The sequence below is a fragment of the Shimia thalassica genome (assembly GCF_001458215.1).
Classification (GTDB): domain Bacteria; phylum Pseudomonadota; class Alphaproteobacteria; order Rhodobacterales; family Rhodobacteraceae; genus Shimia; species Shimia thalassica.
Window position 1 is genome coordinate 161,168 of record NZ_CYTW01000005.1, and the last position, 17,693, is coordinate 178,860.

16 protein-coding genes are annotated in these 17,693 nt (G+C 56.0%); 8 read left to right on the forward strand and 8 right to left on the reverse strand.

The window, feature by feature from the left end; translation table 11 throughout:
* Positions 1 to 103: 103 nt before the first annotated feature.
* The 8 genes from PH7735_RS17610 to PH7735_RS17645 form a co-directional block, all read right to left on the reverse strand.
* On the reverse strand, positions 104 to 1,576 hold the full coding sequence (locus tag PH7735_RS17610) for a mannitol dehydrogenase family protein (RefSeq protein WP_058312738.1): 1,473 nt from the start codon (positions 1,574 to 1,576) through the stop codon (positions 104 to 106).
* A complete protein-coding gene (locus tag PH7735_RS17615) occupies positions 1,564 to 2,337 on the reverse strand; it encodes an L-iditol 2-dehydrogenase (RefSeq protein WP_058312739.1) in 774 nt (257 codons plus the stop codon). Before PH7735_RS17615 ends, PH7735_RS17610 begins: the two co-directional genes overlap by 13 nt.
* Positions 2,334 to 3,338 (reverse strand): ABC transporter ATP-binding protein, encoded by a 1,005-nt coding sequence (locus PH7735_RS17620; RefSeq protein WP_058312740.1) that lies wholly within the window; start codon positions 3,336 to 3,338, stop codon positions 2,334 to 2,336. The genes PH7735_RS17615 and PH7735_RS17620 overlap by 4 nt, the downstream gene beginning before the upstream one ends.
* A 12-nt stretch (positions 3,339 to 3,350) precedes the next feature.
* A complete protein-coding gene (locus PH7735_RS17625) occupies positions 3,351 to 4,181 on the reverse strand; it encodes a carbohydrate ABC transporter permease (protein ID WP_058312741.1) in 831 nt (276 codons plus the stop codon).
* A gap of 10 nt (positions 4,182 to 4,191) precedes the next feature.
* Positions 4,192 to 5,058, reverse strand: coding sequence for a carbohydrate ABC transporter permease (locus PH7735_RS17630; protein ID WP_058312742.1), 867 nt, complete (start codon positions 5,056 to 5,058; stop codon positions 4,192 to 4,194).
* Positions 5,059 to 5,181: 123 nt separating this feature from the next.
* Positions 5,182 to 6,486: an ABC transporter substrate-binding protein gene (locus PH7735_RS17635; protein ID WP_058312743.1), complete on the reverse strand. Its 1,305-nt coding sequence runs from the start codon at positions 6,484 to 6,486 to the stop codon at positions 5,182 to 5,184.
* A gap of 118 nt (positions 6,487 to 6,604) precedes the next feature.
* Positions 6,605 to 7,636 (reverse strand): LacI family DNA-binding transcriptional regulator, encoded by a 1,032-nt coding sequence (locus PH7735_RS17640; protein ID WP_058312744.1) that lies wholly within the window; start codon positions 7,634 to 7,636, stop codon positions 6,605 to 6,607.
* 267 nt (positions 7,637 to 7,903) lie between these two features.
* Entirely contained in the window at positions 7,904 to 8,683 is a 780-nt protein-coding gene (locus PH7735_RS17645; protein WP_058312745.1) for a hypothetical protein, read from the reverse strand.
* A gap of 358 nt (positions 8,684 to 9,041) precedes the next feature.
* Here PH7735_RS17645 and PH7735_RS17650 point away from each other — a divergent pair, with 358 nt between their 5' ends.
* From PH7735_RS17650 to PH7735_RS17685, 8 genes are all read left to right on the forward strand, one after another.
* Positions 9,042 to 10,403, forward strand: coding sequence for a V-type ATP synthase subunit B (locus PH7735_RS17650; protein ID WP_058312746.1), 1,362 nt, complete (start codon positions 9,042 to 9,044; stop codon positions 10,401 to 10,403).
* Positions 10,381 to 10,977 carry a V-type ATP synthase subunit D gene (locus tag PH7735_RS17655; RefSeq protein WP_058312747.1) on the forward strand — a complete coding sequence of 199 codons (597 nt, stop codon included), beginning with the start codon at positions 10,381 to 10,383 and terminating at the stop codon, positions 10,975 to 10,977. The genes PH7735_RS17650 and PH7735_RS17655 overlap by 23 nt, the downstream gene beginning before the upstream one ends.
* Complete coding sequence (locus tag PH7735_RS17660) at positions 10,974 to 12,770, forward strand: V-type ATP synthase subunit I (RefSeq protein WP_058312748.1); 1,797 nt, start codon at positions 10,974 to 10,976, stop codon at positions 12,768 to 12,770. Before PH7735_RS17655 ends, PH7735_RS17660 begins: the two co-directional genes overlap by 4 nt.
* Positions 12,767 to 13,213, forward strand: a complete 447-nt coding sequence (locus tag PH7735_RS17665; RefSeq protein WP_058312749.1) for an ATP synthase subunit C — start codon at positions 12,767 to 12,769, stop codon at positions 13,211 to 13,213. Before PH7735_RS17660 ends, PH7735_RS17665 begins: the two co-directional genes overlap by 4 nt.
* The gene (locus PH7735_RS17670; RefSeq protein ID WP_058312750.1) at positions 13,210 to 13,887 is read left to right on the forward strand and encodes a hypothetical protein; all 678 of its coding nucleotides are present in this window, start codon (positions 13,210 to 13,212) and stop codon (positions 13,885 to 13,887) included. Before PH7735_RS17665 ends, PH7735_RS17670 begins: the two co-directional genes overlap by 4 nt.
* A 1-nt stretch (position 13,888) precedes the next feature.
* The gene (locus tag PH7735_RS17675; protein WP_058312751.1) at positions 13,889 to 14,581 is read left to right on the forward strand and encodes a hypothetical protein; all 693 of its coding nucleotides are present in this window, start codon (positions 13,889 to 13,891) and stop codon (positions 14,579 to 14,581) included.
* Positions 14,578 to 16,428 (forward strand): V-type ATP synthase subunit A, encoded by a 1,851-nt coding sequence (locus tag PH7735_RS17680; protein ID WP_058312752.1) that lies wholly within the window; start codon positions 14,578 to 14,580, stop codon positions 16,426 to 16,428. Before PH7735_RS17675 ends, PH7735_RS17680 begins: the two co-directional genes overlap by 4 nt.
* A gap of 140 nt (positions 16,429 to 16,568) precedes the next feature.
* The gene (locus PH7735_RS17685) at positions 16,569 to 17,690 is read left to right on the forward strand and encodes an extracellular solute-binding protein (protein ID WP_058312753.1); all 1,122 of its coding nucleotides are present in this window, start codon (positions 16,569 to 16,571) and stop codon (positions 17,688 to 17,690) included.
* Positions 17,691 to 17,693 lie beyond the last annotated feature (3 nt).

Here is a 17,693-nt window from a genome sequence, read left to right on the forward strand (position 1 = left end):
TGAAGTGTCCCAAGGCCAAAGCCGTGCGTTTTAGAATGCGCCCATGGCTTTTGCCTTGGTTGGATGTATTTCACACAGTTGAAAAGCGCCTATCTGGCCGATGTTAGTCGGCCAGATAGGTCTTAATCGTTACTTCGGTTCCTTGATCCCAAATCAGGCGGAGCCAGCGGCAAAACGCGTCCGAAAATTCAAGCGAATACGCCAGATCGCCATAGATGCGGGTCTGCGCCAGCCATGCAGCAGGCGAGTCCTGTGCGACCCGTGCCGTTTTCTGAAGATCCTCCCAAAAGGGATCATTGGGCTCGATTTGTGTCCCGTCTTCACGCGTTCCGGCACACATGCGTGCCCAAAGAGCCTCGACAAGGGCAAGACCGCTCACAGACCTTTGCGCCTCTAGCTGATCACGCAAAATGGGCAACAGGAACCCCGTATGACGCGATGATCCATCAAAGGCGACCCGACGCGTGGTGTCCACGATACGCGGGTTGGAAAACCGGCTGTCGATCAGTGCGACATAAGCCTGAGGCGTCATGCCGGGCACCGCGGATACGGTTGGCGCAATTTCTTCGGTCTGGACCTTCGCGAACAAGGCCGAAATCAAGGGATGGGCCATACAGTCCGAGATCGTCACGATCCCAAGCAACTCTCCTGCGTTTGCAAGAACTTGGTGCCCTGCGTTCAGGATGCGGATTTTCATGGTTTCGTAGGAATGCACATCCTCCGAGAACGTCGCACCGGCCTGATCCCAATCAGGACGCCCCGCACAGAAGTTGTCTTCAATCACCCATTGGCGGAAAGGTTCGTGAGTGACGGGTGCCGCGTCTTTCAGGCCAAAATTGCGGGCCAGTGACAACTCATTCGGCCCTGTTGCTGGCGCGATACAATCCACCATCGAATTGGGAAATGTCATATGGGTTTCGATCCAGCCTGCAAGGTCGGGATCGGAAAGGCGGGCAAGAGACACAACGGTCTGCATGAGGATCGCCCCGTTGCCCTGAAGGTTATCGCAGCTCAATCCGGTAAACGGACCGTGACCCGCGTCCCGGCGCAGTTTCAGCGCGGCGATCATCGCACCGAACGCCGTCCGAGGGGTCTCGGGGTGGGCTGCGTCGTGCTGGATGTCGGGATGCGCTGCATCGAAGCCTTTTGTGGCGGGATCAATGTAATATCCGCCCTCGGTCACGGTCAGCGAAACAATCCGGATGGACGGATCTGCCATTGCCGCGATCAGGGATGCGTTGGTTTCCTCAATGGGAAGATAGCCGATCATAGAGCCGATGACCTCGGCGGCGCTGCGCTCGGGGTCGAGTTCGATCAGGGTTGTCAGGCAATCCTGCGCCAAAAGCCGTTCGCGCATATCGGCATCAAAGGGGCGCACACCTGCACCCAGAATGGCCCAGTCATGCGCTTTGCCTTCCTGCATAAGCCGATGCAGATACCACGCCTGATGCGCACGATGAAAATTGCCGACACCGATATGGACAATGCCGGGGCGCAGGCCCGAACGGTCATAGTGCGGGCGATCAATGCGCAGCTGATCCAAAGAGGCATTTTTCAGGGGAATTAGCTCATCCATTGACCACCATCCACGTTATAGCATTGGGAAACGATGTAGTTGGCCTCGTCACTTGCGAGGAAAACCGCCATTCCGGTCAGATCCTCTGGCGAGGCCATCCGACCAAAAGGAACCGCAGCTCCAACTTCTTGTTTTTTCTGGCCAGGGGCCTTGTTTTCATATTTGGCAAAAAACGCATCTACGCCGTCCCAGTGGGCGCCATCGACCACGCCGGGTGCAATAGCATTGACGTTTATTTTATGCTTGATCAGGTCCAGACCCGCCGATTGCGTCAGGCTGATCACTGCGGCTTTGGTGGCGCAGTACACCGCAACCAAAGGCTCGCCGCGTCTTCCTGCTTGGCTGGCCATATTGATGATCTTGCCACCGGCACCCCGTTCGATCATGTGCCGCGCGACGGCCTGCATGGTGAACAACGTGCCCGCGACATTGATCTCGACCGTCCGGTCATAATCTTCGCGTGTGATTTCCACGGTGGGCGCGGCCGTAAAAACCGCGGCATTGTTGATCAAGATGTCGATGTGCCCAAAGGTTTCGATGGTTTTCGCAACAGCGGAGTCGATGCTGTTCTGATCTGTGACGTCGAGCTGCACCGCAACACTGTTGGAACCCAGTTCGCCCGCTGCCTGCTGGGCTCCGCTGAAATCGATATCAGCCAGAGCAACCTGCGCACCTTCGCGCAGATAGGCCTCGGCAAAGGCGCGCCCGATCCCTCGGGCGGCGCCAGTTATCAATGCCGTTTTGCCAGCCAGGCGCATCAAGCGATCCTCAAGCCTTCGGCGTCAAACCTGTGGATCATGTCGGCCCGCGGTGACAGCCGGATACGGTCACCGTGACGGAAGTTCACTTCGCCATCAGCACGCACCGTGATCGTATCTGCCAATCCGGTTTCGTGGATATGGAAGAACGTGTCGGACCCAAGGTGTTCGGAAACACTGACCACACCGGACCAGGGGCCTTCGTCTGCTGAAACAGTGATGTGCTCGGGACGGATGCCGATGGTGTGGGCGTCGTACTTTGCCGCCTCGGGGCCTTCGATGAAGTTCATCTTGGGCGAGCCGATAAAGCCGGCCACGAATTTGTTGCGAGGCGTGTGGTAGAGATCGAGAGGAGAGCCCACCTGTTCGATCAATCCGGCTTGCAGCACGACGATCTTGTCGGCCATTGTCATGGCTTCGACCTGATCGTGAGTCACATAGATCATTGTGGTTTTGAGACGCTCGTGAAGTTCCGAGATTTCCAACCGCATGCCAACGCGCAAAGCCGCATCAAGGTTCGACAGGGGTTCATCGAACAAAAAGGCCGAAGGTTCGCGAACAATGGCACGTCCGATTGCAACCCGCTGGCGTTGACCACCAGACAGTTGCCCGGGACGACGATCCAGATAGTCTGTCAAATTGAGGGCCTGTGCGGCGGCATCAATCCTGCGTTTCTGCTCGTCTTCGGGCAGTTTCGCCATTTTCATCGGAAAGGCGATGTTCTTGCGCACCGACATGTGAGGATAAAGCGCGTAGGATTGGAACACCATCGCCAGACCGCGTTTGGCGGGCGGGGTCATGGTGGCATCGTTGCCATCAATTGCGATATGGCCCGAAGTTACATCTTCAAGTCCGGCAATCAGACGCAGAAGTGTAGACTTGCCGCATCCCGAGGGACCAACAAAGACGCAGAATTCGCCGTCTTCGATGGTCAGGTCAAGTGGTGGGATGACCTCGACAGCGCCGAAGCTTTTTGTCACTTGGTTAAGTTGAATTTGTCCCATTGATCAGGTCCTTTACTTAACAGCGCCGAAAGTCAGGCCGCTTACGAGTTGTTTCTGGCTGAACCAGCCAAGGATGAGGATCGGCGCAATCGCCATTGTCGATGCCGCACTAAGTTTCGCGTAGAAGAGACCTTCTGGACTGGAGTAGCTCGCAATGAATGCCGTGAGGGGCGCAGCTTTGGCTGCAGTCAGGTTGAGCGTCCAGAAAGCTTCGTTCCACGCCAGAATGACGTTCAAAAGAACCGTCGAGGCGATGCCGGGGATAGCCATCGGTGTCAGCACATAGAGAACTTCTTCCCGCAGGCTGGCGCCGTCCATCCGTGCCGCTTCAAGAATTTCGCCAGGGATTTCCTTGAAGTAGGTGTAAAGCATCCAGACGATGATCGGCAGGTTGATGAGCATCAACACAACCACCAGACCAATCTTGCTGTCGAGAAGTCCCATTTTGATAAAGATCAGATAGATGGGATACAGAACGCCAACAGCAGGCAGCATCTTGGTCGACAGCATCCACAGAAGGATGTCTTTGGTGCGTTTGGATGGCACAAAGGCCATGGACCATGCGGCGGGGATGGCAATGATGATGCCAAGAAGAGTAGAGCCGCCTGCGATAATGATCGAGTTCCACAGGAACCTCATATAGTCCGACCGTTCCAGAACAACCGTGTAGTTCTCCAGGGTCCAGTCAAAGGCCAGAAACACCGGAGGATCTGAAATCGCCTGTGCTTCGGTTTTGAAGCTGGTGAGAATGGTCCACAGGATCGGAAAGAAGATCAGCAGGCCAACAGACCACGCGGCGGCAGTGTTGATGATTTTGCGTTTTTGGGTAACTGAGCGAGCCATGATATCCTCCTCACGCGTCCAGGTTCTTGCCGACCATGCGCATCAGGAAGATGGCAACGATGTTGGCGAGAATGATTGCATAGACACCACCGGCAGATCCGAGGCCGACGTTTTGGCTTTCCAGAACGCGCTGGTAGATCAGATAAGTCAGGGTGCGGGTGCCGAAACTGCCTTGGGTGGTGACAAAGATCTCTGCGAAGATCGACAGCAGAAAGATCGTTTGGATCAACACCACAACGGTGATGGCACGTCCAAGGTGGGGCAATGTGATATAGCCGAACTGGGCGAGTTTCGGGGCGCCGTCCATTTCAGAGGCTTCAAGTTGTTCACTGTCCAACGACTGGATCGCGGTCAACAGGATCAGGGTTGCAAAGGGCAGCCACTGCCAGGACACGATCATGACAATCGAGCTGAGTGAGGCTTCGCTGAGCCAGGCCACGGGTTCGGCCCCGAAAAACTTCCACAGATGGGCGAACAGGCCGTTCACCGGATCCATGAACATGTTCTTCCAAACCAGAGCGGACACGGTCGGCATGACAAAGAAGGGTGCAATGACCAGAATGCGAACGATGCCTTGGCCCCACATGGGTTGATTAAGAAGAATGGCCAGAAACACACCAAGAACAACGGTGATGACCAGAACGCCACCGACGATGGTCAGCGTGGTCAGGACGGAAGGCCAGAATGCGCTGGAAGTTACAAAACGAATGTAGTTGTCAAAACCGACCCAACCGAGGTCTCCACCGCGCAGAGGGAGGTATTTCTTAAATGAAAACAATAGGGTCATGATGAGGGGGACGAGCATCCAGCCCAGGAGAAGGATCACCGCCGGGGCCATCATTAGTCGCGCCGCTGATCGGGAATGTTGCGTTGCCATGAGGCACCTCCGCTGTTGACTGCCTACAGGCTGCCTGATTCAGGGTAACAATGTCTCGAAATTTGTTGCCCGAGGAGCGGAGAGAGGGGAAGGAGGGGCCCCTCGGGCTGTGGGATGGTGCCGTTAGTAGCCGGCAGCTTCCATTTCTTCAGAGGTCAGCATCTGGGCTTTGTCCAGCGCTTGCTCAACTGTCTGTTGTCCGGCCAGAGCGGCAGAGATTTCCTGACCCACTTGGGTCGCGATACCTGCGAATTCCGGGATGGCAACAAACTGAACACCAGTATACGGAACCGGCTTGACCGAAGGAGCGGTCGGATCGGCTGCGTTGATCGAACCCAGTGTCATAGCTGCGAACGGTACTTTGGCGTATTCTGCATTCTCGTAAAGCGATGTACGTGTGCCCGGAGGTACGTTTGCCCAACCTTCTTTCGAAGCAACCAGTGCGGTGTACTCTTTCGAAGTGGCCCAAGCGACGAACTTTTTCGCTGCATCTGTCGCGTCAGAGCCGGCTGGGATGCCCAGCGACCAAGCCCAGAGCCAGTTGCCGCGTTTGCCCATGCCGTTGTCTGGTGCCAGCGCAAAGCCAACTTGGTCAGCAACAGTCGAGTCTTTCGGGTTGGTCACGAACGACGCAGCCACGGTGGCGTCAATCCACATGCCGCACTTGCCTTGTTGGAACAAAGACAGGTTTTCGTTAAATCCGTTGGTGGACGCACCGGGAGGACCATAGTTGTTCATCAGGTCCATGTAGTAGTTGACGGTGGCGGTCCATTCGGCGCCATTCAACTCGGGCTTCCAGTTTTCGTCAAACCAGCGTGCGCCGAACGAGTTCGACATCGCGGTCAGGAAGGCCATGTTTTCGCCCCAGCCTGCTTTACCACGCAGACAGATACCGTAGACTTCACCTTCTTTGTCGGTCATGGCGGCGGCAGCTGCCTTGATCTCGTCCCATGTTGGCGCTTCGGGCATTTCCATGCCAGCAGCAGCCATCAGGTCTTTACGATACATGACCATCGAGCTTTCGCCGTAGAACGGTGCAGCATAAAGTTCGCCATCAACGGTCAGACCACCGCGGATCGCTGGCAGAAGATCGTCTGCATCCCATGCGTCGGGCAGATCGTTCAGCGATACCAGCCAGCCCTGCTTGCCCCAGATTGGAACTTCGTAGGTGCCGATGGTCATAACGTCGAACTGACCGCCTTTGGCGGCGATGTCCTGAGTCACGCGTTGACGCAGAACGTTTTCTTCAAGCGTAACCCATTCAAGTTTGATGTCGGGGTTTTGCGCTGTGAAATCGTCTGTCAGACCCTGCATACGGATCATGTCACCGTTATTCACGGTTGCGATAGTCACTGTGGTTTCAGAATAGCTGGCGCCCGCTAAGAGCGCGAATGCCGAGGCGGCGTATAAAGTTTTCTTCAGCGACATCGGTTCCTCCCTGTCAGTCTACTGGTCGTGCCTAAAAAGGTAGCGATTTATGTGTCGCGAAGTCAAATAAAAATTTACGCGCGTAAACTTATTTGAATTTTGGATGTAAATCAGAGTGTTATGCAGAGTCCCGCATGACCAACTTGCCGTCAAAGAGCGATTCTTTGCGTGTTGCAGGCTTCGAATCCGATTCGATTATCCCGAAAAGGGTACTGACCGCGCGGTCCGCGATGGCCGCATAATCCTGTGAAATGGTGGTCAGCGGGGGGCATGTGAACTTGGAAAACGGGTGGTCATCATGCCCTGCGATGCGCATTGAGGCATCCGGTTCAAGCCCGACCTTGATGTCATTCTTATAAGCGGCTGCCAGCATTCCAATGGCCAGACGATCATTGCTGCACAAAACCGTATTGGTGGGAAAGGCATTGTCGATCAAAAGCTGGCCCCCCTCGGAGCTGCCGATTTCTTCAAAATCCCAACCTTCACCCTCGGCCTGGAATACATGGGCCTCGTGGCCTTGGCGCGCCATGCTTTCAAAATAGGCCTGTCGACGTTTGTTGGCGTTCGGGTTGGATGGGGATTTCATTTCGAAGAAACACGGCGGCTGTCCGCTGCGACAGAGGTATTCAACCATCAGATCGACGCTTTGGAAGTTGTCGGTCCCAACAAAGGCCTCGCCCGTGTCTTCAATATTGGCGTCAAACAGAACCAAAGGCACTTCTGTGCTGAACTTGGTGATGGCGCCCTTGTCTGATGCCCGCCCAAGCGGGGCCAGCAATACACCAGCGGGTTTGAGCGCGCGCAGCGCTTCGAGGTTGTCGTTTTCCTGATCGGGGTTGCCGTGAGAGCTGAGCAGGATCGGGCTGTATCCGGCTTCGATACACTTTACCTCAACAGCCCGGCCAATCTCGGTAAAGAAGGGGTCGGCAAGATATGGAACGACGATGCCAATGTTGCGCGTCGTCCGCCGGTTCTGGTTCATGGCATAGAAATTGGGACGATAATCATAATGCAGCAAGGCGTCTTCAACGCGCTGGCGGGTCGATTTGCGAACGCTTTCCGGATCGTTGAAGTACTTGGACAGGGTCGGTCGAGAGATGCCGCTGACCGCGGCGAATTCTTCCATGTTCCGAATTTTTTTCTGAGACATGTTTCCCCCCGTCAAACATTCTCGCGACGCGCGCAAATATTACTTAACATAATTATTTTGGAGGACAGGCGTCAAGCCCGCACCTTTTGGGGGCAAGGTGTTGTATTTTGAAGGAATATTGAGGTTATTTTACTGGAGGGTCAATTGACGGGGACCACAGTCATGCCAAAAGGCGATGTAAATTTACCCGCCGGACCGGTTTCTCAAAACCAGTCTCGTACCACGCGAACAAGAGCGTTTCGTGTGTTTTCCTAGAGGGTGTCGTGCCTAGAAGTTAAAACTGACACCTGCCATGAGGCCTTCCATTTCGACGTCATACTGGAAACTGCCGTCTTCACGATCGACCGACAGCCAGCGATATCCGATTATGCCAGAGGTGGTTGGAGTGAATTGATATCCAAGAGCGCCAAACAGGTCGAAACTGCTGTCAGATCCGACGCCAAATCCGCCTGCATAGGCCCAGCCGACAAGGTAAAGATCCCCGGAAAGCTCGGTTCTGCCGCGCACGCCAATCATAGGGTCAACCCAGGTGTTCTTGCTTCGCGCGGATGCTGCGGGACTTGTTCCGGCGCTAAAGTTAAGGCCGGCGTCAACGCTCCAATACCGCGCGCCGATGCTGCCCCAGACTTCTGATGTGGAAGAGGTTTTCAGAAGATATTCAGCGTTCAGGCTGTAAATCTTGTTGGTAATCGCGACATCGACGGACGAATACGCCGGTCCCGGTGTCGGGCCGGAGTTGCCCAGCTTGAAATACTGCAAATCGCCGGAAAACCCGAAGCGCCCGTTATTTGCGTGCCCCACAACCATCGCGGCAAAATCAAGGTTGTCCCAGATATCCCCGAAGCTGGCATCCACATCAGCGGGCGGAAGAGCAGGCGAAGTGGCGACCGTGCCGGAAAGGCCCGTTCCCCAGAAGTAAGGCGCGATCTTGTAACTCCAGTCTCCACCCGCGCTTTGGGCAAGAGCTGACGTGCTCATCAGAAGCGGCAAAACGAGTGCGCCAACATAAAGCGATGGCCGCAGTAGCTGATTTGGTTCTGGTGTCATTTGGAGCTCTCCTAGGCGCAAGCGGTTGCTGTTATGGAATCTCTTCCTATCGACCTTACAACCAGTTGGTGCATTTCTGCAAAACTATTGGGAAATATAGCGAATTTCATCACGGTTTTGGGAACAATGCGAAACAGCGATGCGTTTTGTTCACGGAATTCTCCTTTTCGAATGCATGTTTAGAGTAAAGCTAGGGCGTTTCATGTGAATTTCATCTTAACATCCCTGATTTGGCAGATGGTCGCGCCGATCTCTCTTGTGTAACCGCAGCGCAACGTTAGACTCGGGGTTGAGACCTTTTCGACTCGCTTCTGCGCGCGAAGGCGCAGGACCAATTCTGTGGTGACAGGGACCTGCCATGTCGCAAACTTTGTTAAGATATACCCGTGTTCTCGAAATCGTCGGCGATACCCTCAAGGTACGGGTGCCGCCGGGAGAAGACAGCGCCGTTGCCGTCCGGTTTGGCGACCTTGCCGTGATCTCGGCTGTGGACGGTTCAAAATCGCTCGCTCAGATCATTTTCATTGATCATGACGTGGTCACGCTTCAGGTCTATTCCGGCACCAAAGGCATTTCGACCGAAGCAACGGCAACCTTTCTGGGGCACCCCATGCAGGTGCCTTATTCCGGTAATATCCTCGGGCGCGTATTTAACGGTGCGGGTGAAACCATCGACGGTGGCCCTGACCTTGCCGCCGAGCCCCGCGTGAGCATTGGCGGCCCGTCAGTGAACCCTATTGAGCGGTCGGTTCCAAGCCGTATGATCCGCACGGATGTGCCGATGATAGACGTTTTCAACACGCTGGTAGAGAGCCAGAAAATCCCGATCTTTTCGGTCTCGGGCGAGCCTTTCAACGCGTTCTTGTCCCGTATCGCCATTCAGGCCGATGCTGACATCGTGGTCTTTGGCGGCCTTGGGTTGATTTTTGACGACTTCTATACTTTCCGAAAAGCGTTTGAAGATGCAGGCGTGTTTTCGCGCACCGTGATGTTTGTCAATCAGGCGATGGATCCATTGGTCGAGCGGCTTCTTGTGCCGGATATGGTGCTTGCCGTTGCCGAAAAATTCGCAGTGGAAGAGGGCAAGCGCGTACTGGTCGCGATGACGGACATGACGGCCTATGCCGATGCGATGAAAGAGGTGGGGATCAGTCAGGAACGCGTGCCATCGAACCGCGGGTATATGGGCGATCTTTATTCCCAACTTGCGCGACGGTACGAAAAGGCGTGTGACTTTGCCAAGGGCGGATCTGTGACCATTTTGGCGGTGACAACGATGCCCGGTAACGATGTCACCCATCCCGTGCCTGACAACACCGGATACATCACCGAAGGCCAGTTCTATCTGCATTCCGGAATGCTTGATCCGTTTGGAAGCCTGTCTCGTCTCAAACAAAACGTCATCGGCAAAACCACGCGCGAGGATCACAGCCAGATCATGAATACCATGATCCGTTTCTACTCCGAGTCGCGCGATGCTGCCCAAAAACAGGCTATGGCGTTCGAGTTGTCGGACTATGATCTTCAATTGCTAAAGTTTGGCGACCTGTTCCGTGACCGTTTTATGCGTCTGGACGTGTCTATGCCGCTTGAGGACGCTTTGGATCTTGGCTGGGAAACACTGGCCGAGTGTTTTGAAGCGGAACAACTTCTGATGAAACAGTCGCTTGTCGACAAATATTTTCCCAAAGAAACCCATGGCACGGCTGCAGCTGAATAAATCCTCATTGGCGCGTCAGGTGACGCAGCTTCAAAGCTACAAGCGCTTTCTGCCGTCGCTCGACCTGAAGCGTCAACAGCTTATGGCAGAGCGCGCGCGTGCCCGTACCGAGGCGAAAGCTCTGCGAACGGAAGTCGACGAATTGGTTCAACAGGTCGGAGAACGGCTTCCTATGTTGGCGCAAGAAGGCATTGATCTTGAGGGGCTGGTCGAACTGGATACCTACGATCTGACCGAAGTGAACGTGGTTGGCGTCAAGGTGCCCCAGCTTGCCGGTGTGCATGTCACGGTGCGCCCGTATTCCCCCATGGCCAAGCCCCACTGGGTTGATAACCTCGCGCGGCTTTTGAAAGACGTGATCGAAACCCGGCTGCGGGTCAGCGTTGCCGAAGAACGTGTGCGGCTGTTTGAAAAGGCGGTCGATACGATAACGCAACGGGTCAACCTGTTTGAAAAAGTGCTGATCCCTCAGACACAAGCCAACATCAAACGCATCCGGATTTACCTGAATGATGAACAGATTCAGGCGGTTGTGAGGTCCAAGCTCTCCAAACGAAAGAGAACGGTCGCATGACGGTTGCATCTCTCAAGAAAGTGACCCTGTTCGGTGATGCCACTGCCCGCACCGAGACGATGGTGTTCCTGCAAGAGTTGGGCTGTATGCATCTGGTGCCGCTTGCCCCTTTGCCGGATGCCCCCGAACATGTTCAGTCGCGTGATGCCAAGGATGCCTATACCGCCTTGCGGTTTCTGGCCGAAGTCGGCACGCCACGCCGGCAGGTGCAGCGCGATCCCGGCTTTGATATGACACGGTTCGTGGCCGAGGTCTTGGACCTGTCCCACCGGATGCGCGAAATGCGGGATCGTCGGGATTTTCTGGTGCATCGCATCCGCGCGGTGCGTCCTTGGGGGGATCTGGAATTTCCACCGCACGAGGACCTTGCCGGAAACCGGCTTTGGTTCTACCGCCTGCCGGTGAAGCACCGCAAGGCGCTGGAACAGGTCGCTTTGCCTTGGTCCATCTTGGGGACGGATCACCGGTTTCTGTATGTTGTGTTGATTGCTTTGGACGAGCCGGACGATGATGTTCTTCCGGTGGCGCGCACGCATACGGGTGCGCTGCCTATCAAGCAGCTAGAAGAACAGCTCGAAGATACGGAAATTGCCCTCGAAGCGTTAGAGGCCGAGCGGTTGGCCTCTACCCGCTATCTTGATTTGATGCGTAAAAACCTGTCCGAAGCCGAAACCAAGGCCGAACTCGCCCACGCAGAACAGAAGGTCTTGGAAGAAGATCACCTTTTTGCGGTTCAGGGCTGGGTGCTTTCGGATCGGATTGAGGCTGTATTGGCAGGTGCCAAATCCCGAAAACTGGCCGCGACCATCGAAGAGCCCCGCGTCGATGAATTGCCGCCAACCCTGCTTGAGCAACCGGACAGCCGCAGTGCAGGGGTCGACCTTGCCATGTTCTATCAGGTGCCAAGCGCACGTGGTTGGGATCCAACCGTGATGTTGACACTGTCATTTGCCATTTTCTTTGCAATGATTGTGGCGGATGCGGGCTACGGCCTAGTTATTCTTGCCGGGCTTGGTCTGGGCTGGAAGGGACTCGGGAACACTGCAGCGCGCCGGTCCTGGCGCCGGCTGGGCCTCGGGATTGCTTTGGGGACTGTCGCATATGGTGTTCTGGTTGGTAGCTATTTTGGTGTGTCACCGGATCAAACCAGTGTTTGGGGCAAGCTTCAAATTCTTGATTTGAACGACTTTGGCGCGATGATGCTGCTGTCTATTGTTATCGGGGTGCTGCACCTTGTGATTGCCAATGCTCTGGCGGCGCGGGCGGCGTGGGGCACGCGCCATGCCATCGCCAACCTTGGCTGGATCGCGTCCTTGTTGGGCGGGCTTTTCCTGTGGCGGGCAAGCGTCGCAGAACAGGCGACAGCCGTTCCCGTTGCCGTATTGGGGGCAGGGCTGGCGACGATCTTTGTTTTTTCCAGCGACCGCCCCATTCAGAAACCAACGGACTGGTTGTGGCGGATGCTCGACGGTGCCCAAGGCGTCAGCGGCGCGATGGGCGCCTTTGGCGATGTGCTGAGCTACATGCGGCTGTTCGCACTTGGGCTGGCCTCGGCATCGCTGGCGATCACGTTCAATGATCTGGCCTTTGGCGTGATGCAGGCGTTGGAAGGGCCGGGGATGCTGTTCGGATTGCTCATCTTGCTTGTTGGCCATGCACTTAACTTCGGCCTCGCCCTGATGAGCGGCGTCGTGCATGGCTTGCGCCTTAATTACATCGAATTTTACAAATGGGGTTTGCCCGACGAAGGCGTCGCCTTCCGACCGCTCACCCGCAAGGAGCTTCAGGAATGAATGAACTTGTTATGGCCCTTGGATGGCTTGGAATATATGCGCCTATGGCTCTTGGGGCCGTGGCTTCGGCAATTGGCTGTGCCATCGCGGGACAGGCGAGTATCGGCGCGATGACGGAAACCGATGGCGGGTACGGTCGTTTTGTCGGGATATCGGCCTTTCCGTCTACTTTCGTGATCTACGGGATCGTCATCATGTTCACGCTGAACCGCGAGGTGACGCCGGAAAATTCGCCCGGTTTGTTCGGCGTGGGAATCCTCGCCGGAATTGCGATGTTGTATTGCGGCATCTGGCAGGGGCGCGCCTGTGCGTCTGCGATCAATGCCGCCAAGGAAAAGCCCGAAATCTTCGGATTGGCCTTGGCACCCGCCGCAATCATTGAAGGCTTCGGCGTGTTTGCCTTTGTCTTTGCGCTTGTCATCAGCGGGGGGATCAGCGGATGACAAAGCAAGGCATTGTTTCACACGGTGTTGACGAGCTGATTGATAAGCTGCGCAACGACGGTATCGCGGCAGGGCGCCAAGAGGCGGAACGCCTGCAGGCCGAAGCCGAAGCAGAAGCCGCGCGGATCGTGGCAGAAGCCAAGAAAGAGGCGACCGGCTATTTGCGCAAGGCCCACACCGATGCCGACAACTATGTCAAAGCCGGAGAAGAGGCGCTCAACACCGCGATGCGCGATGCTGTTCTGTCGATGAAAAGCGAACTGACCCGGCGCTTTGCGGCGGATGTCCAACGCCTTGTCACACAGGAAATGGCCGATCCGGAGTTGATGCGCCAACTGATCCTCGAAGTGGTCGGGACCACGGCCCGCCAAGCGGACCTTGAAGGCAAAATTGACGTGATCCTTCCGGAAAAAGCAGCCACGCAGGAAGACATCAAAAAGAACGCGGATGATATCCAGCACGGCAAGCTGACCAAATATGTACTGGGCCTCACGGCAGAGATGCTGCGCGAAGACGTGACACTGCATGTGGCGGATGATCTGAAAGAAGGCATCCGCATGCGGTCTGACGGCGAGGGCGTTGTTCTTGACCTGTCAGATGCGGCGGTTGGGTCGGTTTTGCTGGAACACCTGCAACCCCGGTTCCAAGCCGTTTTGGATGGTGTGATCCGTTAAGATGTCCGACCGCGACGCATACACCGCTTTGGTGTGCAGCCTGCCCAATTCCGAACGGCTGTTCATTGCCAAGAAGCCCCCGTTGTCACGCTTGCGGCTGGACAGCCGCCTCAAGGCGCTGACGGTTGCGGATGCCGAGGTGCTTGCCCGTCTCGAGCATGTTCTGAGCTGGAATGAATATGCGGTCGATATTACGGACGCCGTGGCACTCAAACGGGTGCGTGACGCCCTAAAGGTGATCCGGCAGCCTGCGCTGCGTAAAATTGTGCACGAACGGATGGAGATGCGCACCGCCATGTCAGCCTTGCGATTGCGACGTGACGGGCTTGCCCCTCCGGCGGGTGCGTTTGGCTTCGGGCGCTGGGCCCGCCATATTCCCGCACATTGGGCCGAGTCCTGCTTTGGTCTTGGAGCTGCGCTGCCTTGGTTGAAAGAGGCACAGCGCCTGATCGAAAGTGATGATCCTCTCGCGCTTGAGCGGCACCTTTTGGACACAAGTTATCTGATGTTGAAACGCCACGCTGCCCGTCACCAGTTCGATTTCGAAGCGGTGGCCATCTACGTGCTGATCTGGAACATCTTTGACCGCTGGGCCCAAAGTGATGCTTCGGCTGCAGCCCGCCGTTTTGAATTTCTTGCCCACGCCGCAATGGCGCAACTGGGCGATATCCGTTTTGAGGGAGAGCCCGCATGAATGCCCCCACCGACCCGACCCAGACCGTCACCGCACGCGTGGTCACTGTTCAGGAAGACCTCGTCAGAATTCAGGCGCTGCCCCAATCGGACGGCGCACCCGGACATCTGGTGAAAAACGAGGTGGTGTATATCCTGCCGTCCAAGCTGGGTGTGTCCGGCCGCCAAGAGCGTCTCAAGGCCGAGATTTTGCTGGTCAGAGGCGATACCGCCGATGTTCAGGTGTATGAAAGCACTGCTGGTGTGGCCGTCGGGGACGGTGTGGAACAAACAGGGCTGATGCTGTCTGTCGAGCTGGGGCCGGGCCTTTTGGGACAGGTCTATGATGGGCTGCAATCCCCCTTGCCAAAAGTGGCCGCCGGATACGGGACCTTTCTGCCGCGCGGGGTTGATGTGCCTGCCATTGATCAACAGGCAAAATGGTCCTTTTCTCCCAAGATCAAAGTCGGGGATACCGTTCGTGCCGGCGACAGCATCGGTTCGGTTCCTGAAGGGCGGTTTGTGCACAAGATCATGGTTCCCTTTAACTGGCCCGGCACCTACCGCGTTGTCTGGATTCAGGAAGGCGCCGCACAGGTGCATGATGTCGTGGCCCGGCTTGAGGATGAAAACGGAGGAGAGCACCCTCTGACGTTGTCTCAACGATGGCCGGTCCGCCGGTCCCTGCCGCTTCATCTGCTCAAACGTGCCTTGTCGCAACGCACCTATCCGGACGAGCCGGTTTTGACATCGCAGCGTCTGATCGACACGTTTTTCCCGATCGCACGGGGCGGGACCGCCTGTATTCCCGGCCCGTTTGGCGCGGGGAAAACCGTGTTGCAAAACCTGATTGCGCGGAACGCAAAAGTGGACGTTGTGATTGTTGTGGCATGTGGTGAACGGGCCGGTGAAGTTGTGGAAACCATCAATGAGTTTCCCAAGATGACGGACCCGATATCCGGCGGAAGCCTGATGGATCGCACGATCATCATCTGTAACACATCATCCATGCCGGTGGCCGCACGCGAAGCCTCGATCTTTACGGGGATCACGCTGGGTGAATACTATCGCCAGATGGGGCTGAACGTTCTTCTTATTGCCGACAGCACCTCGCGCTGGGCCCAAGCCATGCGTGAAACTTCCGGCAAACTCGAAGAAATTCCGGGCGAAGAAGGCTTTCCCGCATATTTGGAAAGCTCGATCAAAGGGCTTTATGAGCGCGCAGGTGTCATTCAGTGCAATGACGGGGATATGGGCAGCCTTACATTGATTGGAACAGTGTCGCCTGCGGGGGGCAATTTCGACGAACCTGTCACTCAATCCACGCTTTCGACCGTCAAATGCTTTCTCGGGCTGTCATCCGAGCGGGCCTACAAACGGTTTTACCCCGCAGTGGACCCGCTTCTCAGCTGGTCGCGTTATCAGGATCAGCTGTCTGACTGGTATGAACGCCAGATTCAGCCGGGCTGGGTCGGGCGCGTCAAGGAAATGCAGGCTTTGCTGGAACGGGGCGAACAGATTTCGCAGATGATGCAAGTCACCGGCGAAGAGGGGGTCACGCTCGAGGATTTCATCACGCAGCAAGCGGCCTTGTTCCTTGATATGGTGTACCTCCAGCAGGATGCCTTTGACAAAGTCGACGCCACCGTACCGATGGAGCGCCAAAAGCTGACCTTTGGGCTGGTCTACGAGGTGTGCAGTGCGCACCCTGAGTTTTCCGAGAAAGCCGAAGTGCGTCAGTTCTTTACCCAGCTGACAGGCCTGATGAAAAACTTCCACTATGCGGCTCTGGACACTCCGGAATACGCGCGGCTTCTTGAGGAAATTCGGGATCTTTGCCGCGCCCGCATTTCGGGTTTTCACGGGTAATTCCGAAAGCCGGCGTTGTAACAAAGACGTCCTCTTGGCGTTACAAAACCTTTATCGACTGGTCACACCTCTGACTCAGTGCGTCCCTAACGATCGGCGGGACAAACACTGGTTCATCAATATCCCAAGAGGTTCTGACCATGACAATCACCCGTCGTTCTGCCCTGAAACTGGGGGCCGCCGCATTGGCCGCACCTATGATCCTGCGCGCCACTGATGCTCTGGCCTCATCCGGCAGCGTCAAAGTCTTTGCATGGCAGGACTATATCCAGCCGAATATCGCCGAAAAGTTCGAAGCCGATACCGGTATCAAGCTGGAACTGACCACCTATGGGTCCAACGACGAAGCAGAATCCACCGTGCGTGCCAACGGCGGCAAAGGGTTTGACGTTGTGTTCCCGTCGATCACCAACTCGGCCGGCTATATTGATGACAATGGCGACAGCTTCTTTGCCGAAGTGTCCGACAGCGTCAATTCGGGCAACGTGATCCCGTCGTTCCTGCGGGACTCGGCGACTTTGGGTGGCATGCACAACGGCGCGCAGATCCTGTTGCCTTTCAACTGGGGCACAGAAGGCCTGACTTTGAACCGTGGCAAGCTGAATATCTCGGACGCGGACCTTTCGTTTGGGGACCTGTGGCGTCCCGAAGTGGCCGGTGCTGCCGCGTTCCGCCAGAAATCTGTCATCATGGGCACAGGCCTGTATCTCGATGCGATCGGTGCTGTTCCGTCAAATCGCATGCTGGATGTCTATAAATCCGAAGACGACGCACGCCGCGTCTGGAGCGAAGTTGCCAAGTTCATCATCGAGCGCAAAGAAAACTTCGGTGCCTTCTGGAACAACGCCACTGAAGCGACCGCGGCCTTCAAAGAATCCGGCTGTGTCATCGGCCAGACCTGGGACACGACAGGTTTGCTGCTGAACCGTGAAAACAATGACTTTGTTTATCGCGCTCCAAAAGAAGGCATCATCACATGGCTCGACTCGGTCGGCATTCTCAAGCAGGCCGCCAACCGCGAACAGGCCGAGGCCTTTGTGAACTTTGTTCTTCAGCCAGAAGTCGGCGGCATGTTCGCCAACAACACCGGGTATAACTCGGCGGTGGCAGGTGCTGCGGATTACGCATCAGACGATTTCAAGAAACAGTTCAATGACGTCTACACGCCAGAGGTTCTGGGCAACATGTGGTGGTGGCAAGCGGACACGCCTTTCTTTGCGCCGATCCGCAACGAATTCGTCGAGATTATTACAAACGCATAGTTA